7 protein-coding genes are annotated in these 17,611 nt (G+C 58.9%); 4 read left to right on the top strand and 3 right to left on the bottom strand.

Annotated features, from left to right (window positions below):
• The 3 genes from KJ970_15845 to KJ970_15835 form a co-directional block, all read right to left on the bottom strand.
• A partial coding sequence (locus tag KJ970_15845; GenBank protein ID MBU2692396.1) for an insulinase family protein occupies nt 1–722 on the bottom strand: 722 nt, incomplete at its 3' end.
• 2 nt (nt 723–724) lie between these two features.
• Nucleotides 725–2,116 carry an insulinase family protein gene (locus tag KJ970_15840; GenBank protein ID MBU2692395.1) on the bottom strand — a complete coding sequence of 464 codons (1,392 nt, stop codon included), beginning with the start codon at nt 2,114–2,116 and terminating at the stop codon, nt 725–727.
• A gap of 82 nt (nt 2,117–2,198) precedes the next feature.
• A complete protein-coding gene (locus KJ970_15835) occupies nt 2,199–3,743 on the bottom strand; it encodes a sigma 54-interacting transcriptional regulator (protein ID MBU2692394.1) in 1,545 nt (514 codons plus the stop codon).
• A gap of 182 nt (nt 3,744–3,925) precedes the next feature.
• Between KJ970_15835 and KJ970_15830 the strand changes: the two genes are divergently transcribed.
• Genes KJ970_15830 through KJ970_15815 form a run of 4 tightly spaced genes read left to right on the top strand, consistent with a single transcriptional unit; the run spans nt 3,926 to nt 17,607 of the window.
• Entirely contained in the window at nt 3,926–4,609 is a 684-nt protein-coding gene (locus KJ970_15830) for a hypothetical protein (GenBank protein MBU2692393.1), read from the top strand.
• Nucleotide 4,610: 1 nt separating this feature from the next.
• On the top strand, nt 4,611–10,616 hold the full coding sequence (locus KJ970_15825; protein MBU2692392.1) for a DEAD/DEAH box helicase: 6,006 nt from the start codon (nt 4,611–4,613) through the stop codon (nt 10,614–10,616).
• 3 nt (nt 10,617–10,619) lie between these two features.
• Nucleotides 10,620–13,499 carry a DEAD/DEAH box helicase gene (locus KJ970_15820; protein MBU2692391.1) on the top strand — a complete coding sequence of 960 codons (2,880 nt, stop codon included), beginning with the start codon at nt 10,620–10,622 and terminating at the stop codon, nt 13,497–13,499.
• Nucleotides 13,500–13,557: 58 nt separating this feature from the next.
• Nucleotides 13,558–17,607 carry an SAM-dependent methyltransferase gene (locus tag KJ970_15815; GenBank protein ID MBU2692390.1) on the top strand — a complete coding sequence of 1,350 codons (4,050 nt, stop codon included), beginning with the start codon at nt 13,558–13,560 and terminating at the stop codon, nt 17,605–17,607.
• The last annotated feature ends 4 nt before the right edge of the window (nt 17,608–17,611 follow it).

The raw sequence follows: 17,611 nt of genomic DNA, 5'->3' as shown, positions 1-17,611 counted from the left end.
GTTCCCTCCGGCAGGAGATTCAAATCGGTCATGACGCGGCCCGGGAAGGTATTAGGATAAGCGCCTGCGATTCCGACGCGCATTCTGGCCCTGACAAAGTGCTCCAGGGCGAACTTCTGCGCGTCCGCAAGGGTGATGGAGTCTAGGCCGGTTGTCGTGCCGCGGATGGGATGGCCGTAGGGTCCAGCCCCATAGATGAATTTCTCGAGCGCCGCCTTGCCGAGCTCTTCATCATTTTCCCCGACGAGTTCCCTATTGATAAAGTTCACCGCGTCGTTCCATTCGCGCTGGAAATCGTCCGGATCCCAACGGGGCCTCGTCAACAGGTCTCGAAAGACCGGATAGACGGATTCCAAGACCTCCCGGTGGAAGGTCGCGGTGAATACGGTGTAGTCTTTGTCTACTTGAACATGGATCTGCGCGGCGTAGGGGTAGAGGGCGTTGACCACATCCCAATGCGATAGATCAGAGGTGCCGCCGCCGGCCATTGTAAGGGCCGCCACTGAACAAAGGCCTTCTCTGCCGTTCGGGTCATCTCCGGATCCGGTTTCAAAGAGAACGCGGATCGCGATGGTGGGCATTTCAGAAGAAGGGATCAGCACCGGGCGGAAGGAGAATCCCTGCGCGGAGCAGGGCGCCGCCGGGGCGAGGAGGAGGCCGATGAGGATCAGAAGGAGCATGATCTCCTGCATTTGTTGGGCTCTATTGGATTGCCGCCGCATTTTTACCCCTCCTCCGAAACGAGCGTTACCGTCGTCGATTGATTTTCGATCAGGTATCTTGCCGCGACTCGTTGAATATCTTCAGGCATCACCTGCTCCAGAAGTGTGAAGTATTTGTAAATGCTCCCCGGGTCGCCGGTAAGATTGTAGAACTGAGCGAGGGTGTAGGCGACGCTGCCCGCCGTCTCGAGACGCATGGCGGTCTCATAACGCAGACGGCGCTTGACCGCAGCCAATTCTTCGATTGAGGGCGGATTCGCGGCGAGGTCTTTAAGCGTGTTTAAAATATCATCCCGCGCCTCTTCGAGATCGGCCGGGTCGATGAGGGTCATTGTAATGATGAAGAGATGGGGATCGACGAGACGGGCGGCCTCGGCCTCGATCTTTTGCGCCCGCAGCCTTTCCTCGATCCAGCGCTGGTAGAAGGGGCTGGTCGGACCGAATGCAATCGCCTGGATGATTTCAAGCGCCGGAGCGTCGGTGTCATCCAGATGAAATTCAGGGATTTTAAAGGCGACGGCGAGACGCGGATTTGTAGAACCCGGCCATTTAACATCACTTCGCCGCGGCTCTTCCTGGACGGGTTCGGGGTCCGGCGCAGGGGGCGCATCGCACCTTTCCCAATCCCCATACTGCTTCTGGATCAGCTTCTTTGCCGCTTCGACCGAGAAATCGCCCGTGATAACGACGGCGCAATTGTTCGGGCAATAGTAGAGATCATGGAAATGCCGGCTATATTCGATTCCTTCCGGCATATCCCTGACGTCGTTTTCATAGCCCATGACCGTATGCCCGTAGGTGTGCTGGATGAAGGCGGTTTCAAGAAGCTTTTCTTCGAGCCGCGTTCCAGGATCTGATTTCCCGATATTGAACTCTCCAAGCACGGCCCCGGTCTCTTTAACATAACCGGCTTCATCGTAGGCGAGGTCTTGAAATCGGTCGGCTTGAATTTCGATCATCCAGGGCAGTTCGGCGGCGGGGATGGTGCAGATGTAGACGGTCCAATCCTCGTCGGTAAAGGCGTTGGCGTCGGCGCCCATCAAGCTGATCGCCTCGTTGTATTTTTCCGCCGGATATTTTTCTGTGCCCCGGAACATCAGGTGCTCAAGCAGATGGGCGTATCCTGTTCGGCCGGGCTCGATCTCGTTGCGGGATCCGGCGCGGACAACGGTCCAGTAGGCGACGACACCCGGCGTATCGTAGGGGACCAGGATCGTCGTGAGGCCGTTGGAGAGGGTGTCGACGACCATCGGAACGGAGAAAGGCGATTGCGCCAGCGGAGCGGCCGTCGCGAGGACCGTAATGAAGGCCGCGATCAGGACGGCGGGCAGCGGGAACGGCGCCGGCCGGCCGCAGATCCGCGCCCGCGGATTTTGGTTGGGAATCGGTTTCATTTAAACCTCCAACGGTTTGGTGAAGGCCGGGAGATGGCCGTCCGGATCAGGAAGAGGACAGGGATCTGGGTCATGACAGCTTTCATGAGGGGTTGTCCTTCAGAAATTTGTGAACGGCTTGAGGGGTCAGGTCCAAGAGTCTGGCCGCCTGGCTTTGATTTCTACCAGCGATCTCCAATGCCCTTAGTATGAGATGCTTCCGAGTCTGTGATAGGAATTCCTCAAGCGAGAAATCCGGCCCCGGTTCCGGCAGAGCGGAGAAGGGATCCTTCTTGACGGATGGATCAAGAATCAGGAGATCGTCAGCCTCCAGCATTTCATGGGGAGCCAGCCGGACGGACCGCTCAATCGTATTGCGAAGATCTCTGACATTCCCGGGCCAGGTGTGGTTCTGAAAACGTTGCAATGCCCCCAAAGAGAAGCGCCGCGGCCGACGCAGGGTCTTATTAATTTCGTCGAGAATGGTCAACGCGATTTTTGGTATGTCGGTGCTCCGCTCCCGCAGGGGGGTTAGATTTATGACACCCACGGCGATCCGGTAATAGAGATCGTCGCGGAAGTTATGCTCATGGATCGCCTTCCCCAGATTGCGATGGGTCGCGGCGATCACGCGGACATTGACACAATGGGATTTCATCGCCCCGACCGGTTCCACGACACCATCTTGCAGGACCCGCAGTAATTTGGCCTGGGCTGAGGATGGCAACTCAGCGATCTCATCGAGAAAGAGCGTGCCTCCATCCGCCTGATCGAATTTGCCTATCTGATCGCGGACAGCGCCCGTGAAGGCCCCTTTGACGTGACCGAAGAGGATGCTCTCAACCAACTCCTTCGGGATCGCACCGCAATTCAGCGGGACGAAACGGTCTTTCACTCGACCGCTCAAGCGGTGGATGAATCTCGCAAACAGTTCCTTGCCGGTCCCTGTCTCTCCAAGAATCAGGATGGGCGCCTCCGACGGAGCCAATCCGGAGGCTATGTCGATCGCCCGGTGCATCGAAGGATGGTCACCGACAAAGCCCATGTGCCGCAGTACGGCGGATGGGTCCTCGATCGCCTGGTTCGGTGAGGGCGCCTTTGAATCCGCCGGCCTGGCAGGACTCAGGCATGTATCATCTTTAATCGGCCCGGCCGTCCGAAACAGAAGAGGCGCTGCGGCCGCGTACAGATTCACCGGCTCGACCAAGGGGCGGTCATCCGTCACAAATCTTGGAGGTCTCACATTAAGAACCTCCGCCGGTATCTCGCCGCTGGCTGCGAGCAATATCCAAGATGCATGCATTTGCGGCGTTCCCGACGCCACGGCGATGAAATAAGCATCGCCGGCATTCTCCCGGCTGATTTCATGAAAATGAGAGCGTAATGTGTCAAGAATGGCGATGTAATCCGTCGGATCGTCCAGATGGGTGGTGCGGATCTCCGTCTGGATTTCTGGATTCCGTTGCTCGATCGCGGATTTAGTGGTCGCCGAGTTGGCGATGGTATGCGGGGTTTCGAAGAGAATGACGCGATCAAAAGCACGCGCCGAGACTAATGAGAGGATCGGTCCCGGTTGTTCTTCATCTCCCAAGAGTCCCTTCGTAAAAGGATCGTGAAAGCCTGTAAAGGTCAGCAATGTTCTTCTCATTTGAACTCCCTCTCAGGTCACTGGGCGTGCGGCGTTCAGTATATCCTTATATCCTTGCGTAACTCCAGACCTCATAGAAGGTTCGGTCTTGTATTTCATGACTTCAGAAAGCATTATCATCTAGCACATCGATAGTGAGCCATCGACATGAGCACCTGTAAACTCGATGGAGTGGATAGCGCATGGGTCAGGCCGACAAAACCGTCATTGAGCATGTCAGAGAGTGTGAATTCCACACCCGATTCCGCCAGGATCTTCTTGACGCCCTGAAATTCGTCATCATATTTTCCCCGTTCCTTACGACGAAGAGAGCCGGAAGCTACTACACGATTCTCAGCGACCTCATCAGACGTAAGGTTGAGGTTTCTATCTATACCAAACCGGCGGCTGAGCAAATGGGTCATATGAGGGATGAACACGTCAGAGTAAAAGGTGTCTTTCAGAATTTGGGAATTTCCTATGGTGAACGTCCAAAGATGCACGAGAAAATCGCACTGGTTGATGGAACCATTCTCTGGCACGGAAGCCTGAATATCTTTTCGCAAAGTGAGAGTCACGAATCAATGCTTCGGATTCAATCTCCGGAACTCGCCGGGGAAATCATCCGCGATCTGAAGTTGCGTGGAATTTATCCGCTTCCGATCGATCCCCATGTCATGGATGAGACGGATGCCCCCATGGCCGATGAACCGCCCGTCTATTGTCCGGTATGCGGCGGCATGATGAGATATTTTGATAACTCCTCTATGTGGATTTGTGGGAGGGCGCCCGATTGCAACGGTGTGCTGTTTGGGCCGAGTGCGGTAGAGCAGCACACCGGGACAGAGGCACACCGGGACAGCGGCAACCAAGACCGAGGAAGATGAGATGACCCAGCCGATAACCGTCGTTGAGCGGATGAAATCCGAGTATAAGTCCTATATCAAAACGACCTTTCCGGTGGCTGACGCAGAACTTAGAAAGCAAATTCATTCGTTGCTCGACCAGGAGGAATTGTTATGGCGGGGACCCTATCTTTCTCTGCAAAGGCCCTATCTGGTTGAATCGAAAAACCTGGCTGAGCAGAGGGAGGCGCTCGGATTGCATCCTGCTCTTTTGCGGGCTGATGAAGCCCAGGGCGCATCCAGCCGGGTGGCCTTTGGGTCCTGGAAATTGTTTCGCCATCAACAGAAGGCGATAGAGCAAATCCTAAAGAGTCACAATACGATTATCTCGAGCGGAACCGGCTCAGGAAAAACGGAGGCTTTCTTTATTCCAATATTGAATTACTGCCTCCAGCATCCAGGACCCGGGATCAAGGCGCTCATCCTGTACCCGATGAATGCGCTCGCAAATGATCAACATGAACGGTTCACGCATTATTTGTCCGGAACAGGGGTGACCTTCGCGCGATATACCGGAGACACTCCGGAAGATGAAGCGAGCGCCCTGAACAGCCAGAAGGAATTGCGGCCGGATGGCTTGTGCAAAGAAGCCCTATGGTACCGGCGTGAGATTCGGAATCCCCATTCTCTTCCCAATATTCTGATGACGAATTATTCGATGCTGGAGTACCTGCTTCTGCGAAAAATGGATCGGATTCTTTTTGATGAGAATCTCAAATTTGTAGTTCTGGATGAAATCCATACGTACAGCGGCGCGCGGGGCATCGAGGTCGCTTGCCTTATGCGGAGGCTCAAGGAGCATGTCGGACGCCTTGACGGGGAATTGATCTGCATCGGCACGAGCGCAACGGTGAAGGGAGAGACGACGCAGCCGGTCGCTGACTTTGCGAAGGAACTGTTCGGCGAGACGTTTTTGCCTGAGCATGTCACCGTTGAACAATATGAAGATCTTCCCCCGCAAACCGAACCCTACATGCCGGGATCGTCTGAAATTTCGCTCGACGATCTGCATGGGCTGCATGCACTGTCGGATTTCGAAACCGTCGAAGCTTTTTGCCGGAAATATATTGCGCCGGATGACCGCATCGAGTGGGCGAAGAAGATCGCGCTGGCCCATGTTCAGCTGAATCCGAATTTCGACAGGACGGCGGAATTCCTTGGGGCTCTATTGTCCCGCAATGTGGTCTTTCGCGCCATCGAGGAAAAACTGAGCGAACCCAACTCCCTCGAGAGCGTGACCGAACATCTCAGCCAACAATTCGGCCGGCAACTTTATACGCCGGCGGCCGATGATTTTCCGAGCCGGGAAGTCGAAGCCTATCTTTTGCTGGGCGCCAAGGCCCAGCGTTCCGGCAGTCCGATGATACGGCCCAAGGTGCATATCTTTTGGAGAGGCCTTCAGGGTCTTTACCGCTGCACAAATCCGGAATGTGGGTTCCTTGATTCCGAGGTTGTCGATGAATGCCGGCAATGCGGATCCCGTGCGCTTCCTCTCGAGGTTTGCCGCAATTGCGGCCAGGATTATTTCAGAGCCTATTCCAGTGATCTGCGGTCGGATGAGGGCCTCCAGGGATTTGTTCTCAAAAAAACGACCAAGCACAAGAAGCACGAGTTCCTGCCTTCGGATATTCAATTGACCGATGAAGCCCGAGGAGCGCGAACGCCGGTACATTTAACATACAACCTCAATGATATGCGGGAGACCGGAGACGAAGATACCGATGCGGATTCCGCCGAGGTCCACACGCAGGAAGCGGCCGCGAAGTATTGTATAACCTGTGGACGGCTGCATTTCGGCGATGCCGCCTCCTGCCGGAATTCTTCAGCCGGCGCCGATTTGGAGCGGAAACACCGGCTCGAGCAACCCAAGACGTATTTGGGTGAAATTTACAAGTGCCCCGCTTGTGAGGGATTGTCTCCCGGAGGCCGGGAGATTGTGACCCCACTCCGGTCGGCGACAATGGTGAGTATCAATATTCTCGTTGAAGGGGTCTTTCAGAATCTGACGCCGGATCAGCGAAGAATGTTGATCTTTTGCGACAACAGACAGGACACGGCCTTTCAATCAGCGTATCTGAACCACAAGCATTCCCAGTTTATCGGCCGCCAACTGATCTATCAGGTTCTCGAACGCGAGCGAAAATCGAGCCTCAAGCCGGTGGGGATCGAACGCCTCCAGAGGATGCTGTTCGAAAACCGGATGGAGCACCAGATTTACAGTCCCAAGGAAATTCTGGATGAAAGCGGCCGAAAAGCGATAGAGGTGCGCCGGCCTGAAAATCCCGATGAGATTTCGGCGGAATACGAGGACATTCAGCAAAACCTGCTCGCAGAAATTGCCGGAACCGGTTCCAGAAGAATGAGCCTGGAAGGGCTGGGTCTTCTTGGTGTCAGATATTTTGATAAAGAGCAGGATCTTGAGACCCTGGCGCAGGAAGCGCTGGAGCTTCAAAAGGCGGCCGGCCTCAACCCGGCGGACCTTTATCAATTGCTGGCGGCCGTGCTGGACGGCATGCGCTGGAAACGGGCCCTGTCGCATCCCATGCTGGCCAAGCCGATGCAGGACCACCGCCATCCCTTCGGGCGGTCCACCCTGCCCGTGGGATTTCTCCCTGAGCGGCGGAGCACCGACAGAAAGCCATACCGTGTTTATGGCTATTATCCCGCCACCACAGGGACGACCTTTCTCCTGGATCTGATAGGGAGGATTTTTGAACCGCCCCAAGCCCGGGAGATCCTGGCCGCGATCATCGAATTTCTGGTCCGGCGCGAATTTATCGTGCCGGTGCGCATCGGCAACGACAAGGCCTCTCAAGAAGTTCAGATGGTCAATCACCGGCGCCTCATGCTGACGATCCCGGATAAGACCTACCAATGCGACCGCTGCCGTTCGGTGACCACCCATAACATTAGGAATGTCTGCCCCCGCTGGCGGTGTGCGGGAAGCTTGCAGCCCTACGAGCCGCAGCCGGAAGAGAATTATTACATCCAGACCTATAAGTACAGAGAGCCTTACCGCATGATCGCGGAGGAACATTCCGCGAATCTCTCGAGCACCCGGCGCGCCCAGGTTGAACGGAGATTCAAATCCGGTGAAACCGATGTGCTCGTGTGCACGCCCACCATGGAGATGGGCGTTGATATCGGTGACCTCCCCGGCGTCTTCCTGCGGAATATCCCCCCGGGACCGGCCAACTACGCGCAGCGGAGCGGCCGCGCGGGGCGGCGCGACCGCATCGCCCTCATCAATGCCTTTGTCCTGGCCCGCGCCCATGACACCTATTTTTATGACCGTCCCGTCGAGATGATATCCGGCGAGATCCAGCCGCCCTCCTTCACCATTGACAACGAGAGGATCATCCGCCGTCAGATCCGTTCCCTGATACTCGAAAAGCTCGATTTTGAGATGCCGGGCCGGTTATCGGAGCTTCAGATTGAAGGGCAAAAGGAGCTCGGCCTGGACCATTTGCATGAGGAAATCGATCGGCGGAAAGAGCAGATTCTCGGTGCCGTGATGACGGCCTTCAGGAAAGATAAAGAGGGAGCGCCGGAACGCTTGGCCTGGCTCGGCGCGGAAGAGGTCGGGCGCATTCTGGGCTCTTTCAGGGAACAACTGTGGAGTGCCTTTCAACCCTGGCTCGTGGAAAGACAGCGCTTATTGAATGAAGCCATCCTTATCAACAATGAAAAGCTCAAAATGCTCGGCAGGAAAGCGAGTGAGGCCAAAAAACTCACGCAGAAAGAGATGATCCTGCATGATCTCATCTCCCAGTGCGATTCCCAGTATTGCCTCTCTTACCTCTCGGCTCAGGGTTTTCTGCCGTCCTATGCCTTTCCGGCCGACGCGGCGCGCCTCATTGCGAAAGATGAAGCCAAACAACCCATTCTCAGGGGCATGGAAATCGCTCTTCAAGAGTATGCGCCGGGCAACACTGTTTATATGGACGGACGCAAATACCAAGTGATCGGTTTGGATTTTTTCAGATCTTCAACACCGAATCTGGATCAAACCTATAAAGCCTGTTCAATGTGCGATTTTGTCTCATTTGAGGAAAGCGATTCTGTTTGCCCCCATTGCGGCAGAGAATTGGAATACGACAAACCGATTTTGGAGTGCTATTCATTTACAGCCGAACGGGCGGAAGCCATCCGGGCCGACGAAGAGTACCGGCACCGGGCTTTCTATCTGACCCATACCTATCTGCTCGATCATGGCGATGGGGATACCACCCGGCAGATGGGATTTTCGTACGACTACCGGCGCCGCGGCGAACTGATGATTGTCAATTCCGGCCTGCTGGAAGAGGCCGGCCGGGGCTTCCACCTATGTATCGAATGCGGTTATTGGCACAGCCCGACAAACAAGGAATCCTTCGACAAACATAAGCGGATCAATGACCGGCGGAAGATATGTGGAGGAAGCGGCAGGCGCTATCATCTTGCCTATAAGTTCGAAACGGATGTGCTGGTCCTGCGCTTTGAGGGTATCGACGGTTCCTTGTCGGGATCCGGTTCGGCGCGGGAACCGGGGACCGGGGAGCCGGCGGACACCGAGGCCGAGCTCTTGGTAAAAAAGTTTCATGCGAGTCTCAAAGCGGCGTGCATTGAGGCGGCGGTGTCGGTCGTCGGCGCCGAACCCGGTGAGATTGGGGGCTTCCTCAGCCGGCGGATGGACGGCGATCAAAAATGTTATGATCTTGTGCTTTATGACCGGGTGCCGGGGGGCGCCGGCTATGTCCGTTCCGCCGCCGAACATATGACCGCGATCATGAAAGTCGCGCGGGATCTCATGGACGGCTGCCGCTGCGAGCATTCCTGCTACCGCTGCCTGCGCAGTTATACAAATCAGATGGAGCACAAACTGCTCGACAAGCAGATGATTATTCCCTATTTGGATCATCTCGTGGATCTGAACAGCCCTCAGATGCAGGCGCGGTTGCGAAAATACGGCGATGGAAGCCGCCGGTATTGCGGCGGCCGGGTCTCGTCGTGGCTCCAGCATCGCGCCCAGGCGGGCGGCGGCGCCATCCTGGGAATGTGCGCATCGATCGACAATTCGGAGACGCCGCGGGGTGAACCCTGGGTCCGTTTCCTGTGTGATTACGCCGGCAGGCGCGGCGGGCCGTCTGTGGAATTGATCATCGAGACCGTTCCGGACCTGAGACATATCACCGGGGAAAACTTCCTCGAGATTAAAGCGCTCATGGACCTCCTGGAAGCGGGTGTCCGCGTCTATCACCTTCCCGAAGCCGGCGCCCGTGCCGGACAAGACCAGTGGCGGATCGTTCTCGGCCACGGCGGCGAAGATGTTCTTACTCTCGCGACCCTTGATCAGCTTCCCTCTTTGACGGCTAGGCTTGAAAAGCAGGAGATTGTCTATAACACGCAATCCGCCGCCGCCGATACGGCCGTCCGGTCCATCCGAAGCCTCATAGCGCGGGCCGTTCCGGTAACGCTGGAAGGCTTGCAGGCGCCGGAGCTCCCTTCGCATGAGTATGTCGAGATAGAGGACGGCCGGCGGGATGTCGGCTATGGGGATCTTTTCCAGACATATCTCAAGGGCGTTGCATGGATCCGCATTGTCGATCCCTACATTCGCGCCGAATACCAATTCCAAAATCTCATCGAATTCGCCGAGGACGCCGGTCTTCCCGCCGGATGCGCGATAGAACTCCAAACAATGTACGCCTTGAATGAGCGCTACGGCGTCAACGGAGAAGCCGAATCGCGGGAGCGCCTGGAGCGCCTGAAGATTCGCTGGAATGATGAGGGCGTTCAATTTAGTTATACATTCGATCCCTTGTTGCACGACCGGTATATCGAAACGGAGGACTGGCGGATTATTCTTGGCAGGGGGCTGGACATTTTTTATCCGCCGGACTACGCACCCGACGGAAAATATCTCGGGCGGCGGACGAGAAAGACCGTGCTGGTCTTTCTGCCGAAAAAACAGCAAGACAAACAGAATGAAAATGCGGAGACGGTTTAGACTATGGAATTCACGATAGGCGCCCTGGTCAAAGCCAGGGGGCGCGAGTGGGTTGTGCTGCCGGGGTCGAATGAGGAGCTGCTGCTGCTGCGCCCCCTCGGCGGCGTCGACGACGAAATCGCCGGAATCCTCACCTCGCTCGAGCCGGTCGAGCCGGCGAGCTTCGATCTGCCGGATCCCCATGACGCCGGCGATTACCGCTCGGGCAGGCTGCTGCGCGACGCGCTGCGGCTCGGCATCCGCTGGAGCGCCGGTCCCTTTCGCTGCTTCGGCCGAATCGCTGTGGAGCCGCGGCCCTATCAGCTGGTGCCCCTGCTCATGGCCCTGAAGCAGGATCCGGTGCGCCTCCTCATCGGCGATGATGTCGGCATCGGCAAAACGGTGGAGGCCTCTCTTATCGCGCGCGAACTCATCGACCGCGGCGAGGGCTCGCGCCTGGCCGTTCTCTGCCCGCCGCATCTCGCCGAGCAGTGGCAAAGGGAGCTGGCGGAAAAATTCCATCTCAGCACCGAGCTGGTGATGGCGGGAACGGTACGACGGCTCGAGCGGCAATGCCGCCTTGGGGAATCGCTCTTCGAGCGCTACCCCCGCGTCATTGTGTCGATCGACTATATCAAATCCGACCGCCGCCGCGATGATTTCATACGAACCTGCCCCGATCTCGTCATCGTTGATGAGGCGCATTCCTGTTCCTACGATGAAATCCGAAGCCGGTCGCGGCATCAGCGCTACTCCGTGGTCAAATCCCTCGCCGCCGATCCGCAGCGCCATCTCATTTTGGTCACCGCCACGCCCCACAGCGGCAAAGAAGCGGCCTTCCGCTCGCTCTTGGGGTTTCTCGATCCCGAGTTCTCCGGGCTTCCCGAGGATCTGGCCGGCCCCGCGCAGGCTTCCCTCCGCCGCCGGGTGGCGGGCCATTTTGTACAACGCCGCCGGGCCGATATTCGCACCTACATGTCGGATGAAACCGTCTTTCCCCAGCGGCAGGATGCGGAAGATCATTACAAATTGAGTCCCGCTTACCGCAAATTGTTCAACCGCGTGATCGACTATGCCCGTGAGACGGTGAGCGATGAAACCGGGGGTCGCCACCGCCAGCGGGTGCGGTGGTGGTCGGCTCTGGCCCTCCTGCGTTCGCTGGCCAGCAGCCCCGCCTCGGCCGCGGCCACGCTGCAGGCGCGCAGCTCCTCGGCTGACACGCAGACGCCGGAAGAGGCGGATGAGATCGGCCGCCGCCAGATCCTGGATCTCGAAGATTCGGATGCCGTGGACGCCCTCGATGTCATCCCCGGCAGCGATCCGGGATCAGATGAGACGGATGCCGAAGAGGCGGACCTCCCCGCCGTCGCGGATGCAGCAAAACGCCCCTATGGCGCCGCAAACTCAAAACAGGCCGGATCATCGCTGCGCCGGCGCCTCCGGGAGATGGCGGAGGAGGCGCATGCCCTTCAAGGCGAGCAGGACCTAAAACTTCAGGGCGCTGTCAAGTGCGTCCGGACGCTCATCCGCGAGGGTTACAACCCGATCATCTTCTGCCGCTTTATCCCCACCGCCGAATATGTGGCGGAGCAGATGCGCGCCCTTCTCGGCAACAATGTAAATGTCGCCGCCGTCACGGGCGACATCCCGCACGCCGAACGGGAGATCCGTGTTCAACAATTGGCGCAAGGGGCGCCCCGCGTCCTCGTCTGCACCGACTGCCTCAGCGAGGGGATCAACCTGCAGGAGCATTTCAACGCCGTCATGCACTACGACCTGAGCTGGAATCCGACGCGCCATGAGCAGCGGGAGGGGCGGGTCGATCGATACGGCCAGGCCAGCCCGACGGTGCGCGCCCTCACCTATTACGGCATCGACAACGGCATCGACGGGATGGTCCTCGATGTGCTGCTGCGCAAGCATCAAACGATCCGCAGCTCCCTCGGCATCTCCGTGCCCGTTCCGGTCGACACCAACGCCGTCGTGGAGGCGATCTTCGAGGGCCTGCTGATGCGGGACCACTCGAAGATCGATCAGATGAGTTTCGAATTCCTGCGCGATAACAAAAACCAGCTGCATAAGGAGTGGGACGATGTCACCGCCCGCGAGAAGCGATCCCGCACGATGTTCGCCCAGGAGGGGATCAAGGTCGACGACGTCGCCCGCGAGCTGGAGGCGGCGCGCGCGGCCGTCGGGTCGGGCATCGATGTCGAGCGCTTCCTCCGCGACGCGATCATGATGTACGGCGGCCACGTCGAGCCGATGAACAGCCACCTGCGTTTCCATCTCGAGGAGGCGCCGGTCCCCATGCGGGAGGCGTGCGAGGGCCTCTCCACATTCGAAGCCCGTTTCAAACTGCCCAAACAGCCCGGCGAAATCTATCTCAGCCGCACCCATCCCATTGTCGAGGGGATGGCCGATTATGTCGTCAGTTCGGCGCTGGAATCGCAAGGCGGGGGGAAGGCGCGCCGCTGCGGCGTCATCCGCACCCGCGACGTCGAGGATCCGACGACAATCCTTCTGGTTCGCTTCCGCTACCATCTGATCCGCCGGAACGGAGGCGTCAAGGAACTGCTGGCCGAGGAAGCGCATCCGCTGGCCTTTATCCAGACGAAAAGCGGACCGCGCTGGCTGGCGGATGACGCCGTGGCGCGGCTGATGGCGGCCAAGCCGTCCGCCAATATCGGGAAGGCAGAGCAGGTCGCCTTGCTGGACAAGGCGATCAAGGACTTTAACAAAATCCGCCCCGCGCTGGATAAGCAGGCGGACAGCCGGGGCGATCAACTCCTCGAGGCCCACCGCCGCGTCCGCGCGCACAGGGCGAAGGAGAAAGTGACGTATCAGGTGCGCCCGGAGCTTCCGGCGGATGTTTTGGGCCTCTATCTTTTCCTTCCCGCGGAGTAGCGGGCGGGGCATTGTATAAGAGGCGTCACGGAACAGCACGGAGAAAGAACCACATTCGATGTCGAGACGAACGGACACCTTCAGCACGGTGAAAATCGAGGGGGCCTTTCTCCCCCCCGACCTCTTGCAGCGGATGATCCAGGGCGACGGCTCCCTCAAGGGCCTCACCCCCGACGCCTACCACCTGGCCAAGCGCGAGCGGATCAACGAAGCGGCCAACCGCGCCTGGAACCGTCTGCTCGGCGCCTGGAGCGGTTTCAGCGCGGCGATGGAGAATCTGCCCGAATCGGATTCCGGCACGAGCCTCACCCGCGAGCGCTGGCTGCTGATCCTCTTCCAGGAGCTCGGCTACGGCCGCCTGCGCCCGCAGCGCGCCATCGAGATGGAGGGGCGCCATTACGCCATCAGCCATCTCTGGGACCAGACGCCGATCCACCTCGTCTCGTTCCGCCGGCCGCTCGACCGGCGCTCGACCGGCGTGCGCGGCGCCGCCCGCGTCAGCCCCCACAGCCTCATTCAGGAATTCCTCAACCGATCGGACGACTATCTTTGGGGATTCGCCTCAAACGGCCTCAGCCTGCGCATCCTGCGCGACAATGTCAGCCTCAGCCGCGCCGCCTACATCGAGTTCGACCTGCAGGCGATGATGGAGGGGGAGGTCTACTCCGACTTTGTGCTGTTCTGGATGCTGGCGCATCAATCGCGAATCGAGGTCCCCGAGGGGGAGCGCCCGGAGCAGTGCTGGCTGGAGCGCTGGTACCAGACCGCCGTCGAGGAGGGGAGCCGTGTCCTCGACCACCTGCGCGACGGCGTGGAGCAGGCGATCGAGGCGCTGGGAACCGGCTTCCTGCGCCATCCGAAAAATGAAACATTGCGGGAGCGGATCGCCGCCGGAAACGGCGCGGTCGAGGATTACTACCACCAGATCCTGCGCATGGTCTACCGCCTGCTCTTTCTCTTCGTCGCCGAGGACCGCGAGCTGCTCCTCATGCCCGGAACGGCCGCCGCGATCCAGGAGATCTACCGCGAACATTATTCAACCAAGCGCCTGCGCCGCCTCGCCGACCGGATCCGCGGATCGAACCACGCCGATCTCTACCAGGGCCTGAAAGAGGTCCTCACCCGCCTGCATGACGCCTGCGGTGAATTGGGCCTTCCCGCATTGGGCGGATTTCTCTTCTCCCCGGACGCGATCCGCGATTTGGAAACGGCGGATATCGGCAACCGCGACCTGCTGGACGCCATCCGCCACCTCTCTTATATGGAGGATGGGCATGGGCGCCGGCCGATCGATTACCGCAACCTCGGCGCGGAAGAGCTCGGATCGGTCTACGAGTCGCTGCTCGAACAGCACCCCACGGTGAACGGCGGCCATATCTTCCGCCTCGATATCGCCGCCGGCAGCGACCGCAAGACGACCGGATCGTATTACACGCCGACCGAGCTGATCCGCTGCCTGCTCGACTCGGCCCTCGACCCCGTCGCCGACGACGCCGTCGCGAAGAAAGACGCCGCCGCGGCCGAGCAGGCCCTGCTCGATCTCAAGATCTGCGACCCGGCCTGCGGATCGGGGCATTTCCTCGTCGCCGCCGCGCAGCGCCTCGCCAAACGCCTCGCCGCCGTCAGAACCGATGAGGAGGAGCCCTCCGCCGAGGCCCGCCGCAGCGCGATCCGCGATGTGATCGGCCGCTGCATCTACGGCGTCGACATCAATCCGATGACGGTGGAATTGTGCAAGATCAATCTCTGGATGGAGGCGCTGGAGCCGGGCAAGACTTTAACATTCTTGGATCATCATATCCAGTGCGGCAACTCTTTGCTCGGCGCGACCCCGGCCCTCATGGCCGATGGCATTCCCGACGACGCTTTCAAGCCGATCCAGGGGGACGACAAGAAGATCTGCGCCGCCTTGAAGAAACAAAACAAGGTGGAGCGCCATGGCCAGCAATCGCTCTTCCGCGAGGCTCCGCCCAAGGGGATGCGGGCGCTGTCGGACACCTTCTCACTGCTGCGCGACGCGGCCGATGACTCGCCCGGCGCGCACGAGAAGAAGAGGCGGCTCTATCAGGAGACGGTGGCGTCGGCCGCGTATCGTGAGAAACGCCTCGCCGCCGACGCCTGGTGCGCCGCCTTCGTCTGGAAGAAAGACGGATCGGCCCCCGGCGGAGCATTGGACGGCGACGCGGCCGGATCCTCTTCGGCGCACGGCATTACCTCGGACCTCTTCCGGCGGATCGAGGCCGACCCCGAGCGGGTGGCGCGTTCTGTCGTGAATGAGATCGAGCGGCTGCGGGAGCGTTACCAATTCTTCCACTGGCATCTCGCCTTCCCCGAGGTCTTTCAGGTGCCGGAAGGATCGGAGCGGCCCTCGAATGATAAGTGCGGCTGGTCGGGCGGATTCGACGCGGTGCTGGGGAATCCACCATGGGAGCGGATCAAATTACAAGAAAAGGAATTCTTCGCCACGCGGGACCCGGAGGTCGCCACCGCCCCCAACGCCGCCGCCCGCGGCCGGTTGATCAATAAATTGATAAAGACGAATCCCGAACTGTCGCAGGCCTTCCAGGAAGCCAAGCGGGAAGCCGAGGGGGCCAGCCACATCGTTCGCGATTCGGCGCGTTACCCGCTCGGCGGCCGCGGCGACGTCAACACCTACGCCGTCTTCGCTGAACTCATCCGGGATCTGGCCGGTCCGGCCGGGCGCTCGGGCTGTATTGTTCCGTCGGGGATTGCGACGGACGACACGACGAAGTTTTTCTTTCAGGATCTGATGGACAAGCGCTCGCTGGTGAGCCTCTACGATTTTGAAAACCGGAATGGGATATTTCAGGGAGTTCATCGCAGCTATAAATTCTGCCTCCTCACCCTGGCCGGGTCGGGGCGGCCGGCCGGTGAGGGGGCCGAGTTTGTCTTCTTCGCGCACCAGGTCTCCGATCTGCGCGAGGAGAACCGGCGTTTCACCTTGTCGGCCGAAGACCTGGAGCTGCTGAATCCCAACACGCGCACCTGCCCGATCTTCCGGACGCGGCGCGACGCCGAGATCACCAAGGGGATCTATCAGCGGGTGCCGGTATTGATCCGCGAGGCGCGGGATGGGCGGCCGGAGGAGAACCCGTGGGGGATTCGTTTTGCGACGATGTTTCATATGTCCAACGACTCCGGCCTCTTCCGCACCCGGGACGAACTCGAGGGCGCCGGCTTCAAGCTGAAGGGGAACATCTTTGCGCGGGGGAAGGAGCGGTACTTGCCGTTGTACGAAGCGAAGATGATTCATCATTTCAACCACCGTTTCGGCGACTACGCCGATCTGCCGGAGGACTCCAAGAGCACCCAGCTTCCCGACGTCCCGCTGGCGCGCTTGCAAGACCCCAACTACGCGCCGATGCCGCGCTATTGGGTGGCGGAAACGGAGGTGGAACAGCGCCTGGCGGGGAAATGGGATCGGGGGTGGTTGCTGGGCTGGCGGGATATTTGCCGGAGCACGGATGAGCGGACGGTGATTGCGGGGGTTGTGCCAAGGGTGGGGGTGGGGCACACTTGTCCCCTTCTGCTAATTCAGCTACGACATGGGGGAAAAGTCGCTGATCTTCTCGCAAACTTGTCAACATTTGCGCTCGACTATGCAGCAAGACAGAAGATTGGCGGTATACATTTGACCTATAATTATCTCAACCAATTTCCAACTCTCGACCCCTCTGATTATGATTCAAAGAATAGGGATACATTCATTGATCTTGGCGAGTGGGTGGGATCCAGATCCTTAGAAATGATATATGTAGCAAATGAACTCGGTCATTATGCAAAAGAATTCAATTTGGACCATCCGCCCTTCCGCTATGATCCCGCCCGCCGCTTCCTCATCCGCTGCGAGCTCGACGCCGCCTACTTTCATCTCTACGGCATCAACCGCGACGACGTCGATTACATCATGGACACTTTCCCCATCGTGAAACGTAAAGACGAGAAAAAGCACGGTGAATACCGCACCAAGCGCGTCATCCTCGAAATCTACGACGAGATGGCCGCGGCCATGAAGACCGGCAAGCCATACAAGACCCGCTTGGATCCGCCCCCCGGCGATCCCAGCCTGGCTCATCCGCCGAAGTGATTTG

This window comes from Candidatus Eisenbacteria bacterium, assembly GCA_018831195.1.
GTDB lineage: Bacteria > Eisenbacteria > RBG-16-71-46 > CAIMUX01 > JAHJDP01 > JAHJDP01.
The sequence above is the reverse complement of the archived record's forward strand: the minus strand, read 5'-3'. Positions and strand labels throughout refer to the sequence as shown.

Bases quoted from the DNA above. Each gene is read 5' to 3' on its own strand.
- KJ970_15815 (MBU2692390.1), top strand. From the start codon at position 13,558: ATGTCGAGACGAACGGACACCTTCAGCACGGTGAAAATCGAGGGGGCC.
- KJ970_15825 (MBU2692392.1), top strand. From the start codon at position 4,611: ATGACCCAGCCGATAACCGTCGTTGAGCGGATGAAATCCGAGTATAAG.
- KJ970_15835 (MBU2692394.1), bottom strand. From the start codon at position 3,743: ATGAGAAGAACATTGCTGACCTTTACAGGCTTTCACGATCCTTTTACG.
- KJ970_15820 (MBU2692391.1), top strand. From the start codon at position 10,620: ATGGAATTCACGATAGGCGCCCTGGTCAAAGCCAGGGGGCGCGAGTGG.
- KJ970_15840 (MBU2692395.1), bottom strand. From the start codon at position 2,116: ATGAAACCGATTCCCAACCAAAATCCGCGGGCGCGGATCTGCGGCCGG.
- KJ970_15830 (MBU2692393.1), top strand. From the start codon at position 3,926: ATGGGTCAGGCCGACAAAACCGTCATTGAGCATGTCAGAGAGTGTGAA.